Below are 17,862 nucleotides of genomic sequence, written 5' to 3' on the forward strand. Positions count from 1 at the left end.
GACAGGGCTCAGGCCGTGGGTTGGCTTTGCAGCAGCGGATACAGCGATAGCACCAACAACGCTGCCATGCCCCAATTGAACAGGCGCAACCAGCGCGGCACCCGCAGTACGTTACGCAAGGCGCTGCCGAAACCTGCCCATACGCACACGCTGGGAAGGTTGACCAGCGCAAACACCGCGGCAATCACCAACACGTTATAAACGTAGCCCTGAGCCGGAACATAGGTGGTGATGGCCCCCACGGCCATCACCCAGGCCTTGGGGTTCACCCACTGAAAGGCGGCAGCGCCCAGGAAGGTCACCGGCTTGCTGCCCTGCCCGCCCGCCTCGCTCATGCCGCCCGAGGTGGCGATGCGCCAGGCCAGGTACAGCAAGTAGGCCGCGCCTGCCCAGCGCAGGGCGGTGTAGGTCCAGGGCACGGCGTTGAAGATTTCCCCCAGGCCCAGCCCCACCGCCACCACCAGCAGCATGAACCCCAGGCTGATGCCCAGGGCGTGGGGAATGGTGCGCAGGAAACCGAAGTTCACCCCCGAGGCCAGCAACATGGTGTTGTTGGGGCCTGGTGTGATCGATGACACAAGGGCGAAGAGCGCGAAGGCAGGCAATAGATCGAGGAGCATATCCGTATGTTCTCTAGGCGTTGTAGCGTTGACAGTACCTCACAACGTGCGCGGCGGGACCGTACAGCGGCGCGTGGATTCACCGCTACACCTGTTGTATTCAGAGGTTGGGGTTGGCCCTTGAGCATGGTGTGTGGGGCTCAGCTTGGCATCGGAAAAAGCATTGGGAAGGCAATGCCGGGATCGACCGAAGGTAGGGGTAGCCTCGGAAATCACTAGATCAGCCGCAGCGAGGCTGTTCCTATGGGGCATTGTGCCGATCAGGCCTACGTGACGGGCTACGCCCAGGCCGCCCGATAGCGGTACACTGGCGAGCACAGGAAGCCTTTTGTTAAACGCAAGGAAGTTAGCATGCCACTGATAACGCCGTTTGTTATCGCCCGGGGGCGTATTAGCCGCTCCACTTATTGTTCAAGGCTAGTGCTGTTGGGGGTCGCCTGCGCGGCACTCGGTACGGTAGCCGCCAGCTGGTTAGGCAATAACGCCAGCGCCTTATTCTCCGGTTTCTTCGTCTATAGCGCGTCCGCACTTAGCTGCCAGCGGCTTCACGACACCAGCCGTAGTGGCTGGGCGCTGCTGTGGTTGTTGCTTCCGGTGCTCGGGCCACTCTGGGTTGGTGTACAACTACTCAAACGTGGAGCAGTTGGCAGCAACCGCTATGGCGCCGATCCGTCCGTGCGTACCGGTTACCTGACTGTCGATATCGAGCGCTAAGTACATGACCACCGTAAACGACGTCACGCGCCTGAACCCTATCCCTGTATTCGCCATCGCATGCCCGACCTCTACCCAAGCTGTTGTCGATGCCCTGCAAAGCACCAGCTTACCGATATCGGTAGGCGGCGGGCATTTCAGCATGGGGGGCCAAACCGCAAGCGCCGGCACCCTGCATCTAGACTTGCGCAAGCTCAACACCGTGCTCCGCTTCGACCCGCAGGAACGGCGGCTTCGTGTACAGGCCGGCATTCGTTGGTGCGACATTCAACGATTCATCGACCCCCACGGGCTCGCAGTCAAGGTGATGCAGACCTACGCCAACTTGACCGTCGGAGGCGCGCTCTCGGTTAACGCACACGGCCGATATATGGGGCTTGGCCCGGTAATTTCGTGTGTAAGGGCGATCACACTGGTATTGGCAGACGGCACCGTCATTGAGGCCTCCCGCAGCGTGAACAGGGAACTCTTCAGCGCAGCCATCGGGGGCTACGGGGCCATTGGAATCATTACCGAAGTCGAGCTGGACCTTGCGGAAAACAACAGGGTTCAGCGACAACATCAACGCCTCAGTATTGGCCAATATGGCAGCTGGTTCGATGCAAAGACAAAAGGCGTGGCTGACGTTGTGTTTCATAACTTCGACCTGTACCCGCCGCATTACCGGAAAGGCCGTGCCGTCAGTTGGTCGATAACCGACAAGCCTGCGACTGCCCCACGTTTACAACCGCTCCAACGGCGCTTCTGGTTAGCGCGTTACCTGCTATGGGCGATAACCGAAACCCCGTTAGGCAAGCTACGCCGTCAGTACCTGTACGATCCCTTGCTGTACCTCAAGGCACCGGTGCACTGGCGCAACTACGAAGCGGGCTATGACGTAGCCGAACTCGAGCCGGTGGACCGTGACCGGCGTACCTATGTACTGCAGGAATATTTCGTCCCCGTTGCTCAGTTCGAGCGGTTCGCCGATGCTTTGAGCAGAACGTTGAGCAAATATCGTGTGAACACCGTAAACGTCTCGGTACGTCACGCTTATAGCGATGACGAAAGCCTGATGGCGTGGGCCCGCGGCGAAACCTTTGCCTTCGTGCTGTATTACAAACAGCGTACCCGTCAAAGCGCTCGAGACCGGGTTGCAGTATGGACGCGTGAGCTGATCGACCACGCATTGGCCGTAGGCGGCACTTACTACCTGCCGTACCAACTACACGCTACCGACCAGCAATTCCATCGGGCTTATCCGCGAGCAGTCGAGCTGTTTGCACTCAAAGCACGTCTGGACCCACGCTATCGCCTGCGCGGGAGCCTCTGGGACCGTTACTACAATCGACAGAAAAGCGCAGCAGAAACGCCACAAGCAGGTTTGTTCGCTGCGGTGTACGACGATACCGAGCAAGCCGACCGCTTTTACAGGTTCCTGCAGAACATCTTTAACGTAATACCCGAAGACCGCTTGCACAGCCTTATCAAAGCAACACTAAGGGTGCACCGTGACGATGAATCGGTATACCGCGCCATCCAGGCGGCCCTGCCGACGATTACACCGCCCCTTGCCATGCTGACCCACGCCTTGCCGTCGTTGGCCACGCAAAAAGAAGAGATGGGCCGCCAGACCGCGCGATTGATCAGCAACCGCCAGCTAACCGATTATGTCGAGATCGGCACGACTGGCCGCTACGTCAAAGCACTGAAGAAGCACCTCGGCATTCGGGGGAGCGTCACCTTGGCACATGAACAAGCGCCAGGCATGTCACCGGTAGATATCGTCGAACGCGGGCAACTGGGCCGGCTTGGCGAGCATGTGCAGTTGATTGCCTTCGCTCCTCTGACGTTACCCGACGCCAGTGCGGACTTGATCAGCTGCTATATCGGCCTGCACCACATGCCAGAGGAAAGCCTTCGACCGTTCCTGGAGTCCGTTGCCCGCGTCCTGCGCCCTGGCGGCTACTTCGTCGTTCGCGATCATGACGTGACCACCCCTGAGCTTGACCGCTTCGTTGCATTGGCGCATACCGTGTTCAACGCCGGGCTGGGTGAGCGCTGGGAGACCAACCAGGCTGAACCACGCTTTTTCAACAGCGTCGCCTACTGGATCGAGAACATCGAAGCGTGCGGCCTACGGCATACCGGTGAGCGCTTGTTGCAAGAGGGCGATCCCTCGCTCAACACATTGATGGCGTTCGTCAAAGAGGCCTCAGCATGATTGGCCGCGTCCTCCTTGTCGCTTGGCTGCATGCTCTTACATTCCAGCAGGCCAACGCGGCTGATAGTCTGGTGCCATCCGAGGCAAGGCGCAGCGCTGAGCAAACCTTGCTTACCTATCCAGAATGGTTTCTGGTTCATAGCCCTGCAGAATATGCCCGGACGCTGCGCGCTAGCCCGCCCCACGCATTTCCGTTCCTCGCCCATACAGGCCAGCTCTGGTCTGCCTATGGGACCGTTACCCACGAACAAATTCGCGGCGATTACCCCGCCAACCTGGGTTACCACACCATGATTCTGGTTCTCGCGACCAGCACCACGGTCGAGTACAGCCTGCGTTCGGCCTACGAAAACACCTTGGGCCGAACCAGCTGGGCGCTGGCAGGCAACGCTCTAACGGCTGAAGATCGCTTCGCCGCCACCGCAGCTCAGGAATACGTCGACTTCATCCGTCAAGAACCTTGGTACCTGTTCGACTTCAGCGCCCGGCTCAAGGCGCTTTGGACTGAAGTACCGCTGTGGGGCCCCGGCCTGATGCGCAAGTGGGAGCGCCGTTACGCGCTGACATCGGAGTATGTGATCAAGGCGCTTTACGCCAAAGCGATCGAAGCGGCAACGCGTGCTACCTATGACGTGGCATTGATGAACACCGATGTTGTCATTGATGCACCTTCTCAGCCTTTACATCTACCGCCAAAGGTCGATTTGTTGCAAACCTACGCGGACGGAAGCCAATTGCTGAGCCTGCCGCGTTATTACGACTTTCGGCTGGCTGCCGCGGCTCTGGCGCAACAAGGCGCGCATATAACTGACATAGCGGGAAACCAGGGCGACATCTTGGTAACCATCTGGGTGGACAGTTCTCAACCCTTGCCCCAAGGCCGAGTGCTGTTCACCCAAGACATTCAGACCCCTGACCATACCAAACGGGTCGGGATGCTGATGCAGGTGACCGAACTATCGGCGTTCCTGGTTAATGCTGGCCCTGGCCGTTATCAGGTTGAGCATGTGCACGACTATTAAAGAGAAATAAGCGGAGCTTTCGACGCCCGCTTTTGCCCCCTATCCGGGAAATGTCAGACCTCCAAGGAGACCTCTTGGAGGCTGTGCCATAACAAAATGGCACTCTAGTTCAGGCAAGCACGAGTCGCTCGATTTCAACCAATGAGCCCCTGATTCCGCCCAGGGGTGGTTGACGCCAGCAACCTATGGCTCTTTTTGAACCGCTGACAAGGACACTGCACAATGCTGATTGCCCACCTCTCAGATCTGCACATCAGGCCCAAGGGTTTGCTCTATCAGGGCTTGGTCGATTCGAACAGGATGGGTGAGCAGGCGATTGCACACCTGAATCTGCTCAGGCCCCGACCGGACGTTGTGATAATTACCGGCGACCTGGTAGATGAGGGCCTACCGGAAGAATACGAAATGGCGCGGGCGTTGCTGGCGGGTATCGAGCAGCCGTTGTTGATGATTCCCGGTAACCATGATGATCGGGCGTTGCTGCGTTCTAGCTTTTCGCAACCGTACCTCTCTTCAACCGGAGGGCCTATGCACTTCAATGCCGACGACCTTGGGCCGGTGCGGATCATTGGAGTAGACGTGACCGTGCCAGGGGAACATTACGGCGACATGACCGAAGCGGCTCGGCTCTGGCTCGATACAGCACTCGCCCGGGAGCTCGCGCGCCCTACCCTCCTCATGCTTCACCAACCGCCGTTCCTGAGCGGCATTCCCTATATCGACACCTATGCCTGCCGAAACGCAGACAGGCTTCGCGAGGTCGTGCAGGGCTATCCCGCGATAGAGCGTGTGGTGTGCGGGCACATTCACCGCTCGATGCAATTACGTTTTGGCGGAACAGTCCTGTGCACCGCCCCCAGTACCACCACTGCAATCGGGCTGGCGCTGGATGCTGAAGCGGAAGAGGCTTCCTATATCGAACCGCCTGCGCTGCTGCTCCATCATTAGAAACCGGACACGGGGCTGATTACCCACTGGGTTCCCATCGGCACGTTTCCCGGGCCACTGCCATTTGCCTGAGCGGCCAGCCGGATCGCTCGAAGCCCCGCAATCACAGCGTGGTGGTCTTTCCGTTGCGATCCAGTTCAAACACCTTGTTGCCTTGCAATGTCTCCTTCAACCAGCGTTCAGCCTTGCCCAAGGGCCTTTGGCGGGCCCATAAAAGGTCGACCCCAATTTGCCAGTCGGTATGCGGGTAGGCCGAGAGTTGCAGTTCTACCAATTCGCCGTCGGCCAACTCGCGCTGTATGAGTTGACGGGGCAACGTTGCCCAGCCGAGCCCCGCCCGAACCATTTCCAGCAGCACCGGGTAGCTTTCCGCTTGCCACAATTGGGTTGAGCGCAGGTATTCGCTGCTGGGCAGTTTGCTTGCGTGGGCACTGAAGGCCAGACGCCGATGGACGTGAAGGTCGTCGAACGTCACGGTATCGAGCTGCGCCAGCGGATGGCTGGGATGGCACACGTGCAGCATGATCAATTTGCCCAATTGCTGGAACTCCAGCTCCTTGGAATAGCCCGGTTGTGAAAACGCCACGCCGAGCACCGCCTCGCCACTGCTTACCAACTCACTGACGTCGCCATGGACCGGATGGCGGATGATCAGGTCGACGAAGGGAAACGCCTGCTCGAACGCCTTGAGGGCCGGCATGACCGGCCCGTACGGCGTTTCAATGGCAAGCGTAAGGCTGGGCTCCACGTTTTCCGAAAGGCATTGGGCATGTGCCTCGAAGGTCATGCACCGCTCGAGCACGGCTTCGGCCTGGATCAGCAGTTTATGGCCGCTGGCGGTGAGTTGCGGGCTGCGGTTGGTGCGGTCGAACAGGTCGACGCCAAGGTCGGTTTCCAGGTTGGCAATCGCGGCGCTGATGGTCGATTGAGTCTTGCCCAATGCACGACCCGCCGCGGAGAACGATCCGCTTTTAACCACTTGTATAAACATCTGCAGTTGGTCGACTGAGAAGCGCAACGCAATGACTCCTGTTCGCAAAGGGCGATTCCTGTATGGGCCGCTTGATTGTGCCGCGTGCGCGCCATCGAAAAAAGCGATAGTTGCCAATTTGTTTCATCGCTGGAAACGCTCAACCATGGCCCCGCATCCATTGAGCTCCCGGGGCCAACGTGCACCCCGAGACTGTGCCCAATCACTCCATACGCTGCACTTCAGGAGCTTGTGACATGAATACACAACGCATTCATCCGGTGGACGAGGTTCTGCCCCTGCGGCAGTTGTTCACGTTCGGCTTGCAGCATGTGCTGGTGATGTACGCCGGGGCAGTTGCGGTGCCGTTGATTCTGGGAAGCGCGATGGGGCTGAGCTCGGCGCAGATCATTTTGCTGATCAATGCCAACCTGCTGACTTCCGGTTTAGCCACGCTGGTTCAGACGCTCGGCTTCTGGAAGTTCGGTGCGCGCCTGCCCTTGATCCAAGGCTGCTCGTTCATTGCGCTTGCACCCATGATCATGATCGGCAAAGAGTTCGGGCTCAGTCAGATCTTCGGCGCGGTGATTGTCGCAGGCTTCATTACCATTGCGTTGGCACCCGTATTCAGCCGCCTGCTTCGCTTCTTTCCGCCGGTGGTCATTGGCAGCCTGATCACAATCATCGGTATCTCGCTGATGCCGGCTGCGGCGATCTGGCTGGGGGGTGGCAACCCGGACGCAGCGGATTTCGGCAGCCCGGCCAACCTGCTGCTGGGCCTGGCCACGGTCAGTGTCACGCTGGTGGTTTACGCCCGGTTCAAAAGCTTCATCGGTAACCTTTGTGTGCTGATCGGTTTGTTGGTCGGCAGCCTGATCGCCGCAGCCTGTGGCATGACTCAATTCAGCCGGGTGAGCGAAGCAGCCTGGTTTGAACTCAGTGCACCGATGGCATTCGGGGCGCCAGAGTTTTCGCTGGCGCCCATCTTGATCATGACCCTGGCCATGTTGGTGATCATGGCCGAGACCACCGGCAACTGCCTGGCCATCGGCAAACTGACTGGCAAACCGACCACCCAGCAAACGCTGGGCAATGCGTTCCGCGCCGACGGCCTGTCGACCATGGTCGGTGGCCTGTTCAACAGTTTCCCCTACAACGCCTTCACCCAGAATACCGGCCTGATTGCGCTATCCAATATCAAGAGCCGCTTCGTCGTGGCCGCGGCCGGCGCGATCCTGGTGCTGATGGGACTGTTCCCCAAGCTTGGCGCGTTGATCGCGGCGGTGCCCACCCCGGTGCTGGGTGGCTGCGCAATCGTCATGTTTGGCATGACCACAGTGGCGGGGATTCAGGAGTTGTCGCGCGTGCAGTTCGAGGGTACTCGCAACGGCATCATCGTCGCGGTCTCGGTCAGTGTGGGTGTGCTGCCGATGTCCTTTCCGGCGTTGTTCGAACACGCCGGCTCCACACTGAAACTGGTTCTCGACAGCGGGATATTTCTTGGCGCGCTCACTGCGATCGTGCTCAACGTACTGCTTAACACTGAAAAAAAATTGACCGACAACGTCGGCGTCTCAACGGCTGAACTGGCCGATTGAATGATTGTTTTCCCACTGCCCGGAGTTACCCATGAATCAATTCACTCAGCTCATTCCCGCTGGGGTCAGCGAGCTGGACCTGGCATTGCTGCGCCAGACCATCACCTTGTCGCAGGCATCGAAACAGCGCGGTCGTCATCCGTTCGCAGCGTTGGTCGCTGACCGCAACGGCAAGGTAATTGTCGAAGCGGGCAACAATTCGATGCCCCCGGAGGGCGATCCTACCCAGCACGCCGAATTGGTCGCGGCAGCCGCCGCCGCCAGGCTTTTATCTCCGCAGGAGCTTGAGCTGTGCACGCTGTACACCAGCGCTGAGCCCTGCTGTATGTGCGCCGGCGCGGTGTATTGGACCGGGATTGGGCGAGTGGTTTATGCCTTGTCAGAGCACGCGCTATTGGAGCTGACGGGTGATCATCCCGAGAACCCGACCTTCGCCCTGCCCTGTCGCGAAGTATTTGCCAGGGGCCAGCGCAAGGTGAGTGTATTGGGGCCGATGCTCGAGGCCGAGGCCAGTGAACCCCACAAGGGATTCTGGTCGTGAAGGGGTCTTGAACGGCGGGGCCTTGAGCGGGTCAACGCTGCCAATTACGACACGAAAGCCACGCCGTGTTACCTCAGGCTTCAAAACGCGGGCAGTTTGGCCACCACCTTGATCTCGAAGTCGAAGCCGTACAACCAAGTCACCCCTACGCAGGTGATATTCGGGAACGGCGCCTGCCCCCAGTATTCGGGTACAACTTCCCATATGGTTTCGAACCTCGACTCGGGGTTAACGATAAATACCGTCACGTCGACCACGTCGTCGAACGTGCAGTCGGCGGCGGCCAGTACCGCGTTCAGGTTGGTGAAAGCCAGCCGCACCTGGTCGCGCAGGTCCGGTTCGGGTGAGCCATCTTCGCGGCTGCCAACCTGGCCAGAAACAAACAGCAAACCATTGCTGCGCACGGCCGGCGAGTAACGATTGCGCTCGTAAAGCGCTTGGCGGCCGGCTGGGAAAACAACATCGCGCTGGGTCATGGCGTTAGCTCCATCAGGGGGTCGGCTGACCCGTTATCGACAATGGAGATACGGTAGAAGCTTGCTACCCCGGGATAAACGCGCAACCCTCACCAGCACTATTTGCATATGCCAAACAATCCCCGTTCAAGCGAGGTGTCGATGGACCGTTTCGATGCAATGCAGGCCTTCGCTCGAGTGGTAGAGACGGGCAGTTTTACCAAGGCGGCCACTACCTTGCACATGAGCAAGACCACGGTGACGCAATTGGTGCAGCAACTTGAAGCGCGCCTGCGGGTAAAACTGCTGAACCGCACCACGCGCAAAGTGAATATCACCGCCGACGGCGCGGCCTACTACGAGCGCGTGGTGCGCCTGCTGGCCGATCTGGACGACGCCGAAACCGGGCTATCCAGTGCCGCTACCGCGCCGCGCGGGCGCCTACGCGTGGACGTGCCCAGCCCGTTTGCCAGCCATGTGCTGGTGCCGGCGATGCCGGAATTTCACCGGCGCTATCCGGATATCCAGATCGATATGGGCGTGAGTGATCGCATGGTCGATATCATTGGCGAAAACGTCGATTGCGTTGTACGCGGCGGCGAGCTGACCGACCAATCCTTGATGGCGCGCCGCTTGGGTGACCTACAGCTTGGGGTATACGCAGCGCCGAGTTATCTGCAGCGGCTCGGCACGCCCAACCACCCGAGCGACCTGGACGGCTCGGACCATCGAGTGATCGGTTTTCTATGGGCGCGCACCGGCAAGGCCCTGACCTATACCCTGCACCGCGGTGCGGAAAGCGTGAACGTGCAGGGCCAGCCAGTACTGTCGGTGGATGACGGCAATGCCTATCTCGCCGCAGGGTTAGCTGGGCTGGGAGTGCTGTGGCTGCCGGACTACATGGCCAAGGCGCCTTTGGCTCGGGGCGATTTGGTGCCGCTGTTCCAGGACTGGCGCCTGGATGCCATGCCGATGTATATCGCCTACCCGCCCAACCGGCACATCAGCCTCAAGTTACGGGTTTTCATAGACTGGGTCGCTGAACTGCTGCCTGCGTGATCTGACCGGACCTTCCAATGAGGTAGCCACCGGGGCGCTATCGCTCGGCCCGCTGCTTGGCGACCTGCTCGGCAGTGGCCTGGCCTTGCTGCGCGCCGAACAGTGCGATGACATGATTGGCCAGTTGAGCGATTTCGGCGTCGGAGTATCGGTCAGCGAAGGCCGGCATCGCCTCCTGGCGGTCGCCTACCCGGAGCCTGCTGCCGTCGAGGATCGCCTGAACCACGCTGCGCGCCGAGGGGTCATTCACTGAGCGCGTGCCTAGCAGGTCGGCATAGTTCGATTGCCGCCCCTGGCCATCCCACAAATGGCAGCCAGCGCAGTCGCCAGCGAACAACCGCTCGGCGGGATCTGCGTTGCCTTCAACAGCCATCGGTAGCCCACTGCCCGGAATGAGCTGGCGAGAGGGCTGCAGGTTGACCGCATTGCCCTCCCCCGAGGCATGAGCCGGCACCGAGGCCAGGTAATGCGCCATTGCCGAAATATCCTCGGCGCTCAGGTACTGCAGGCTGTTTTCGATGACGGCCGCCATAGGCCCGGAGGCGGTGCTCCGGCCCGGCGCATGGCCACTGCTCAGGTATTGCTCAAGTTGTGCCAAGGACCAACTGCCCAGCCCGGCCTCACGATCGGCGCTGAGGTTGGGCGCGACCCAGCCCTCGATTTCGGCACCCGCCAGGTATCGCCCGCGGCTCATCGCGAACCCCAGGTTACGCGGCGTGTGGCATTCACCGCAGTGGCCGAGCGCGTCGGTCAGGTAGGCACCCCGGTTCCACTGGGCGCCCTGGCTGTCGACCGACTGATAACGCTGGTCGCGGAAAAATACCATGTCCCAGAGATGCAGGCCCCAGCGCTGATTGAACGGGAAGCCGATGGCGTTGGCGCGTCGTGGTTGGTCAACCGGCGGCAGGCTGAAGAGGTAAGCCTTGATCGCCAGCAGGTCGCGGTCGCTCATGGCGGAGTAGGAGGTATACGGCATTGCCGGGTAGAGGTGGCCTTCCGGCCCTACCCCCTGCCGCACGGCACGAATGAAGGCCCCATCTGACCAGGCGCCGATCCCGGTTACAGGGTCTGGGGTAATGTTTGTCGAATAGAGCGTGCCGAAGGGTAATGCGAACGCGCGGCCACCAGCGAACGGCCGCCCGCCTTCGGCTGTGTGGCACGCCACGCAGTCGGCCGCCCGTGTCAGGTACTCACCGCGCTCAACGTCCGTGCGCAGCTGCGGCGGCGCGCCGTCCACCGCCGCCATGGCCGAGCTGGCCTGTGACTGCGGCGATCCAGCCAGCATCAGCGCGGCCGCAATCGCCAGCACTAGAACGCCGCCTACCGCCAGCCATTTGAAGGTCGTTTTCATGTACACGCCCTTGAGAGTCAACGGCTCATACCTTTGCCGCAAGGCGTATGGGCAACGTATAGAAGCGCCTGCCGGTGGCGGCGTGCACAGCGTTGACGAAGGCGCCGCCGACCCCCGCCGTACCGGCTTCACCCACCCCGCCCGGCGCCGCAGTGCTGGCAACGATGTCCACAATGATCTGCGGCGCCTGATTCATCCTCAGCACCGGGTAATCGTGAAAGTTGCTTTGCTGGACCTGGCCGTTCTTCAGCGTGATGTTCCCGAACAACGCCGCGCTCAGTCCGAAATTGATGCCGCCTTGCATCTGCGCCACAACGGTGTCGGGGTTTACCACCACACCGCAGTCCACCACGCAGATCACACGCTGCACGTTGATGGTGCCGCCAGGTAAAACCGTGAGCTCAACCACCTGGGCCATGTAGGTATCCCAGGCATTGAGCAAGGCGATGCCACGGCCACTGCCCGCCGGCAAGGGCTTGGCCCAGCCGGCCAACTCGCCAACACGCCTGAGCACTTCATGAGCCCTGGCGTTTTTTCCCAGCATCGCCAATCGGTAGGCCAGAGGGTCCTGGCCGACGCGGGCGGCAAGCTCATCGATAAAGCTCTCCAGCACCAGCAGGTTGCGGGTAGCCCCTACGCCGCGCCAGAAGCCGGTGACCACGGGGCCGTCTTCCTTGATGAATTCGGAGCGGTAGTGGGGAATATCATAGGAAAACTGCGTAGAACCTTCGGCGGAGTTCCCGTCCAGGCCATCCTTAAGCGCTCCCGGCGCCCAACGCGCCAGGTTGGACGGCCCGGCGATCTTGTGAGACATCGCGACCGGAAAGCCGTCCGGGCCCAGGGAGGCTTGCACCGAGTGGGCATACAGCCCACGAAATATCCCTTGGCTGATGTCCTCCTCGCGGCTCCAGGTGATCTTCAGCGGCGCGTTTACCTGGCGACCGATCATCACGGCCTGCTCGACGTAGTCCGTCTCCAGCCGCCGACCGAAAGCACCGCCCAATAGATACCCCTGGAGGCTGACCTGCTCCACAGGCAGGCCCAGGATTCGCGCGGCGGCGTCCCGGGCCCGTGCCGGAACCTGGGTGCCCACCCAGATGCGCGCCTGCGTGGCTTCTATGTGCACGGTGCAATTGATCGGCTCCATGGGGGCATGGGCGAGCATGGGGTTGTAGTAGGCCGTTTCCACGCGCTGGGGGTCTGCGGCAATCACCTTCAGGGCGTCGCCGTCGTTACGCGCCAGCACCCCCGGCCGGTTCAGCGCGGCCTGCATGGTGCCCAGCAGGTCGGCTGTTGTCAGCCCGGCGTTTGGCCCGGGCGCCCAGGTGATGTCCAGCGCCGCCAGCCCTTGGCCGGCATACCAGGTGTTGTCTGCCACTACCGCCACAGCGTTGACGATCTTGATCACCGCGCGCACGCCTGGAAGCCGGAGCGCGCGCTGTTCGTCCACGGCGGCCACGGTGCCGCCCAGTTCAGGGCAGGCGCGGACCATGGCGAAGAGCATCCCGGGCAGCACGGTGTCGATCCCGAACAGCGCGCTGCCGTCGACCTTGCCGGGGGTATCCAGGCGCTTTTCTGGCCGCCCGATCAGGCGAAACTCACTGGCGGGCTTGAGGGTGATCGCGGTCGGCAGCGGCAAGCGCGCGGCAGCGTCCGCCAATTGGCCATAGCGCAATCGCCGCCCGCTGGCGGGATGGATGACCTCGCCCCGGCGGGCCTGGCATTCGCCGGCGGTAACACCCCAGCGCTGGGCAGCGGCGTCGATCAGGATCATGCGCGCGGCGGCCCCGATCTCCCGCATGGGCTGCCAGAGTGTCCTGATCGTCAGCGATCCTCCGGTGAACTGATCCATGCGCGCCCCTCCGTACAAGCGGGCATCAGGCGGCGCGTGGCGCAGTTGTACCTGGTCAAGGTCGACTTCAAGCTCCTCCGCGATCAGCATCGGCAGAGACGTATAGGTGCCCTGGCCCATCTCGATCTTCGCCATGGTCAGCGTGATACGGCCGTCGTGATCGATGCTCACGAAGGCGCTGGGCTGAAACGGCGACGACTCCGCCGCCACCACGCCCGAAGGCATGAAGCCAAACCCCACCATCAGCCCGCCGCCGAGCGCGACACCTGCCTTGAGCAAGCCGCGGCGGCTGAGGTTCACTTCGGGAAGGTTCATGATGCTCATGCCTGCTTCGACGCCTGCAGCCGGGCCGCGTGCTTGATGGCTTCACGAATGCGAGGGTAGGTACCGCAGCGACAAATGTTGCCGCTCATGGCATTGTCGATGTCTGCATCGGTGGGTTGGGCGGTGCTGGCCAGCAGCGTGGCGGCCGCGACGATCTGGCCTGGCTGGCAGTACCCGCACTGCACTACCTCGACGGCCAGCCAGGCGGCCTGCACCGCCTGGCCTGTCGCAGTGGCGCCAATGCCTTCGATGGTGACGATGTGCTTGCCTTCCAGCGAACCTACCGGCAGCACGCAGGCGCGCTTGGCGTGGCCGTCCACCTGCACCGTGCAGGCCCCGCAGAGTGCCATGCCACAGCCGAACTTGGTGCCCGTCAGCTGAGCCACGTCTCGCAGCACCCACAGCAGCGGTACATCGGGAATGACGTCGAACTCACGCGTGCTTCCATTGATCATCAACTGGACCAACTGGCTCACTCCTGCAAAGGTCGGACTCTGGGCTGTTGCATACGCCACTGTACGTGCAGCCCTGTCGTCGCCCTTAGCGTGTTTGTGCTGAGGATGGAAGCCGATTGCTTTTATTCGAGCGCGGCAGGCTTCGGATCGAGGAGCAGCCGGGGGGCTGATCGGGAGGTGGCAGCAGTCAGCCGCTTCATTCGTGCCCGCTGGGGCGATGCGGGGTCGGCCTTTACCGGGGACAGGTAGCCGCCTTCAGGAACGATTTTGCTCACGGCAGGCTATAGCACAGAGTGTCTATCCGGACCGTTCGGGCGCGCCCTACAGTGCAAACGCCCTGGGACGTGAATCCATACGAGGCCGCAGATAGGCTCGCTGGGCACCACTGTTTTCTCGATGTTCCACTGCCATCCTGATCTCATTCTTCACGCGGCACCTTTGTTGATGCCCGTGGCCACATGTTCTGAAAAACAGCGAGGCGCGCAATGAAAAAGTACACGGTATCGGCCAATGGCATCCGCCAGTTCGTCATCGAAGAAGGCGACGGCCCGCCAGTGGTATTGCTTCATGGCTTTCCGGAAACCAACTATGCGTGGCGCTACCAGATCCCGGCGCTGTCCAAACATTACCGAGTGATCGCCCCCGACCTTCGTGGCTACGGCGAAACCGACAAACCCGCAGGCGGGTATGACAAGCGCAACATGGCCAAGGACCTGCACGACCTGCTCGGCGAGCTGGGCGTATCTAAAATCGCGCTGATCGGCCATGACCGGGGCGCCCGGGTCGCCACGCGCTTCGCCAAGGACTATCCGCAGCTGGTGGACCGCTTGGTGGTGATGGACAACGTGCCCACCCGGATCGTCTCCCGAGACCTCAACGCCGAAGTGGCCAAGGCGTACTGGTTCTTCCTGTTCCACCTGGTCCCCGACCTGCCAGAGGCCCTGATTGCTGGCAAGGAAGAAGTATGGCTGCGCTATTTCTTCTCGGACTGGTGCTTCGATCCCACGACCATCTCCGGCGAAGCCTTCGACACTTATGTGCGGGCGTACAAGGCACCCGGCGCGGTACGTGGCGCCATGGCTGACTATCGGGCCAATGCGGTGGACGTCGCCCAGGACCAGGAAGACGCCGACGTGAAGATCGCCTGCCCGGTCATGGCGCTGTGGGGCGCGGACTTCCATGCCGTGGGCAAGCTGTTCGACATGGCCAAGGTATGGGCGGAAATGGCCGACAACCTTGAGGCGCACCCTATTGCCGAGAGCGGCCACCTTCCACAGGAAGAACAACCGGAAGTGGTCAACGGGCTGTTGCTGAAATTCCTCGACGGCTGGCGCGGTTGATTCCTGAACGATGGCAAAGGAGGCGCCACCGAGGCTTTGACACCCCCACCCCAGCATCTCGCTGTCGCCAGGGCTGGGCTTTATAGGCGTGTGGCATCAGTCCCAAGGCAGTACAAAGTCCGCCCGGTCCTTGTAGCGCTCTATTAAACAGGCGTTAGGTTCGTCCACTGTTTCAGCCCATGCCTGTGCCTGGGAACGGGTACGCCCGTAGCGCTGATGGCGCTCTACCAGGCGCGCCATTCGCGTGGCGCTGTTCACCTCAACATACCATTGGTCGTCGAAGAGCTCGGCGATCCGCGCCCAGGGCCCTTCAGGCAGCAACAGGTAGTTGCCTTCGGTGATCACTAATTGGACCTCGCAGCTTACGGGGATGGCGTTGGCGATGGGTTCTTCTATCTCCCGGGCAAACTTCGGCAGGTAGACGATGTCATCCTCACAGGCCCTGAGCCTCAGCAGAGCGGCCCGGTAGCCGTCCACGTCGAAGGTATCGGGCGCGCCTTTGCGCGTTTGCCGTCCGATCCGTACCAGCTCCTGATTAGCCAAATGAAACCCGTCCATAGGTACCACTACGGCCCTCGGTCCCAACGCGGCGGCCAGCAGGTGAGCTACCGTGGACTTGCCCGAGCCAGGCGTGCCGGCGATGCCTAGCAGCGCACGCCTTCCGCTATGCATCAAGGCTTGCGCCCGTTCGAGGGCATGGGATGGTAACTGCAGGTTCAATAGCACTGTCATAGGTAAGGTCCTTCTCTGTGCCGAATGGCTCGATGCGCTTTGATTCGCTAGCCGAGGGCGCCTGCATTCGCCGCGGTTCTACCGTTCCGACACCATTGATGGATTCACGCGTTGTACCCTGATACTCGGATTGGCCTGGTCACCAACGGTTCGGAAAACATGCTGATAAGCTTGGCCGGCAGGCTTGGCTGACGGCCCGCCTCAGCAGGCGCGCCTCCAAAGCGGGCGAATACAGCCGCTCTATCCAGCGCCTCGCATCGACTGCGCTGATGATTACTATCGAGCGGCCCGCCTCTGGCCTTGCCTGAGTGCCCTCTATAATCCCCTACCCTTTTCTCCCCCGCTCCCCGCTCGCCCTCGGGCGACATTCTTTACCGGAACCGCACCATGCCAACCTCCAGTCAGGCCCCTCGCGGCCTACCCGAACATAGCCAACAGAGCGTCAAACAGCAGTGGCTTGCGATCCTCTCGGTCGCCGTGGGCGCCTTCGCCCTGGTGACCAGCGAGTTTCTGCCCGTAGGCGTACTCAACGATGTGGCCAGCGACCTGGGCATCAGCGCCGGCCACGCCGGCTTGATGGTTACCCTGCCCGGCATAGCCGCCGCCCTCGCGGCGCCCTTGCTGTCCGTGGGCATTGGCGCGATGGACCGGCGTTATCTGCTGATCGGCCTTACGCTGTTGATGGTGATCGCCAACTCGGTGGTCGCCTACGCCAGCGACTTCAGCCTGCTGCTGTTCGGTCGTGTGCTGCTGGGTGTGAGTATCGGCGGCTTCTGGTCCACGGCCATTGCGCTCAGCGGCCGCCTGGCCCCCAAAGGCGTGGGTGTGGCCCAGGCCACCTCATTCATCATGGCCGGGGTGACTCTGGCGACCGTGCTGGGCGTGCCTGTGGGCACCTGGCTAAGCGGCCTGATGGGATGGCGCATGACCTTCCTGGTTACTGCGCTGGTGGGTGTGCCGGTGTTGCTGGCGCAAATCCTGCTGTTGCCGCGGCTCAACCCCGACAAGGCCATTCGCATCAGTGACCTGCCAGCCTTGTTCATCAATCCGCAAGCGCGGGTTGGGCTGATCGCCGTATTGCTGATTGGCCTGGCGCACTTCGCCGCGTACACCTATGTGGCCCCCTTCTTCAAACAAAGCGGTGGGTTCGACGGGCCTACTATCGGCTCGCTGTTGTTGCTCTACGGCATCGCCGGGGTTGCCGGTAATGTGTTCGCAGGCTTCGCCGCAAACCGCAGCGTGCGTTACACCCTGTTGCTGGTTGCCCTGATGATCGCCACCAGTACCGCCCTGTTCCCCTACTTCGCCACCGGCCTTACCGGCGCTGCCATGTTAATCGCGCTGTGGGGCTTTGCCTTCGGCGCCTTCCCGGCCTGCGCCAGTATCTGGATGTTCGTGGTAGCGCCCAAGGATGTGGAACGTGGGATGCCACTGTTCGTGGCCCTGTTCCAGGTGATCATTGCTGTAGGTTCGTTCTTTGGCGGGCAGATTGTCGACCAGCTCGGCAGCTCGGTGCTGATGAGCCTGGCTACCGCCTTGGTGGGCTGCGGTTTTGTGTTGGTATTGGTGCTAGGGCGTAACGTCAGCAATAGCTTGGCGGCTCAGGCCCAGTAATGCTCAAAGCGGAGGGGCGAAGGCCTCCTCCGCCAGCTCTCACACGGTCTTCAACCGGCGAGGT

The 17,862-nt window shown here is 61.4% G+C and carries 16 protein-coding genes; 9 read left to right on the forward strand and 7 right to left on the reverse strand.

Annotation, left to right across the window (positions count from 1 at the left end):
• Positions 1-8 precede the first annotated feature (8 nt).
• Positions 9-620, reverse strand: coding sequence for a LysE family translocator (locus tag G7016_RS15940; RefSeq protein ID WP_181116106.1), 612 nt, complete (start codon positions 618-620; stop codon positions 9-11).
• A gap of 351 nt (positions 621-971) precedes the next feature.
• Here G7016_RS15940 and G7016_RS15945 point away from each other — a divergent pair, with 351 nt between their 5' ends.
• The 4 genes from G7016_RS15945 (at position 972) to G7016_RS15960 (ending at position 5,507) form a co-directional block, all read left to right on the forward strand.
• On the forward strand, positions 972-1,334 hold the full coding sequence (locus tag G7016_RS15945; protein ID WP_181116110.1) for a DUF805 domain-containing protein: 363 nt from the start codon (positions 972-974) through the stop codon (positions 1,332-1,334).
• Positions 1,335-1,338: 4 nt separating this feature from the next.
• Complete coding sequence (locus G7016_RS15950; RefSeq protein ID WP_181116115.1) at positions 1,339-3,537, forward strand: FAD-binding protein; 2,199 nt, start codon at positions 1,339-1,341, stop codon at positions 3,535-3,537.
• Positions 3,534-4,559 carry a hypothetical protein gene (locus tag G7016_RS15955; protein ID WP_181116120.1) on the forward strand — a complete coding sequence of 342 codons (1,026 nt, stop codon included), beginning with the start codon at positions 3,534-3,536 and terminating at the stop codon, positions 4,557-4,559. Before G7016_RS15950 ends, G7016_RS15955 begins: the two co-directional genes overlap by 4 nt.
• Before the next feature lie 222 nt (positions 4,560-4,781).
• Complete coding sequence (locus G7016_RS15960; RefSeq protein ID WP_258195211.1) at positions 4,782-5,507, forward strand: phosphodiesterase; 726 nt, start codon at positions 4,782-4,784, stop codon at positions 5,505-5,507.
• A 103-nt stretch (positions 5,508-5,610) separates the two neighbouring features.
• Here the strand turns inward: G7016_RS15960 and G7016_RS15965 are convergent, their stop codons facing one another.
• The gene (locus tag G7016_RS15965; RefSeq protein ID WP_181116124.1) at positions 5,611-6,525 is read right to left on the reverse strand and encodes a LysR family transcriptional regulator; all 915 of its coding nucleotides are present in this window, start codon (positions 6,523-6,525) and stop codon (positions 5,611-5,613) included.
• Positions 6,526-6,734: 209 nt separating this feature from the next.
• Between G7016_RS15965 and G7016_RS15970 the strand changes: the two genes are divergently transcribed.
• On the forward strand, positions 6,735-8,075 hold the full coding sequence (locus tag G7016_RS15970) for a nucleobase:cation symporter-2 family protein (protein WP_181116127.1): 1,341 nt from the start codon (positions 6,735-6,737) through the stop codon (positions 8,073-8,075).
• Between the two features lie 31 nt (positions 8,076-8,106).
• A complete protein-coding gene (locus tag G7016_RS15975) occupies positions 8,107-8,616 on the forward strand; it encodes a nucleoside deaminase (RefSeq protein ID WP_181116132.1) in 510 nt (169 codons plus the stop codon).
• Positions 8,617-8,696: 80 nt separating this feature from the next.
• Here the strand turns inward: G7016_RS15975 and G7016_RS15980 are convergent, their stop codons facing one another.
• On the reverse strand, positions 8,697-9,092 hold the full coding sequence (locus tag G7016_RS15980) for a RidA family protein (protein WP_181116135.1): 396 nt from the start codon (positions 9,090-9,092) through the stop codon (positions 8,697-8,699).
• 141 nt (positions 9,093-9,233) lie between these two features.
• On the opposite strand from G7016_RS15980, the gene G7016_RS15985 reads away from it, so the two are divergent.
• The gene (locus G7016_RS15985) at positions 9,234-10,130 is read left to right on the forward strand and encodes a LysR family transcriptional regulator (RefSeq protein ID WP_181116138.1); all 897 of its coding nucleotides are present in this window, start codon (positions 9,234-9,236) and stop codon (positions 10,128-10,130) included.
• A 37-nt stretch (positions 10,131-10,167) separates the two neighbouring features.
• Here G7016_RS15985 and G7016_RS15990 read toward each other — a convergent pair whose 3' ends face one another.
• From G7016_RS15990 to G7016_RS16000, 3 genes are read right to left on the reverse strand one after another with little or no spacing between them, the layout of a single operon-like run.
• Entirely contained in the window at positions 10,168-11,481 is a 1,314-nt protein-coding gene (locus tag G7016_RS15990; protein ID WP_181116141.1) for a c-type cytochrome, read from the reverse strand.
• Positions 11,482-11,506: 25 nt separating this feature from the next.
• Positions 11,507-13,648 carry a xanthine dehydrogenase family protein molybdopterin-binding subunit gene (locus tag G7016_RS15995; protein WP_181116144.1) on the reverse strand — a complete coding sequence of 714 codons (2,142 nt, stop codon included), beginning with the start codon at positions 13,646-13,648 and terminating at the stop codon, positions 11,507-11,509.
• Between the two features lie 5 nt (positions 13,649-13,653).
• The gene (locus G7016_RS16000) at positions 13,654-14,124 is read right to left on the reverse strand and encodes a (2Fe-2S)-binding protein (RefSeq protein ID WP_181116147.1); all 471 of its coding nucleotides are present in this window, start codon (positions 14,122-14,124) and stop codon (positions 13,654-13,656) included.
• Between the two features lie 473 nt (positions 14,125-14,597).
• Here G7016_RS16000 and G7016_RS16005 point away from each other — a divergent pair, with 473 nt between their 5' ends.
• Positions 14,598-15,452, forward strand: coding sequence for an alpha/beta fold hydrolase (locus G7016_RS16005; protein ID WP_181116150.1), 855 nt, complete (start codon positions 14,598-14,600; stop codon positions 15,450-15,452).
• Between the two features lie 96 nt (positions 15,453-15,548).
• Here the strand turns inward: G7016_RS16005 and G7016_RS16010 are convergent, their stop codons facing one another.
• Entirely contained in the window at positions 15,549-16,184 is a 636-nt protein-coding gene (locus G7016_RS16010) for a nucleoside/nucleotide kinase family protein (protein ID WP_181116153.1), read from the reverse strand.
• A 387-nt stretch (positions 16,185-16,571) separates the two neighbouring features.
• On the opposite strand from G7016_RS16010, the gene G7016_RS16015 reads away from it, so the two are divergent.
• Positions 16,572-17,798 carry an MFS transporter gene (locus G7016_RS16015; RefSeq protein ID WP_181116156.1) on the forward strand — a complete coding sequence of 409 codons (1,227 nt, stop codon included), beginning with the start codon at positions 16,572-16,574 and terminating at the stop codon, positions 17,796-17,798.
• Positions 17,799-17,862 lie beyond the last annotated feature (64 nt).

It is taken from the genome of Pseudomonas japonica (assembly GCF_013522925.1).
In the GTDB taxonomy this organism is placed as follows: Bacteria; Pseudomonadota; Gammaproteobacteria; order Pseudomonadales; family Pseudomonadaceae; genus Aquipseudomonas; species Aquipseudomonas japonica_A.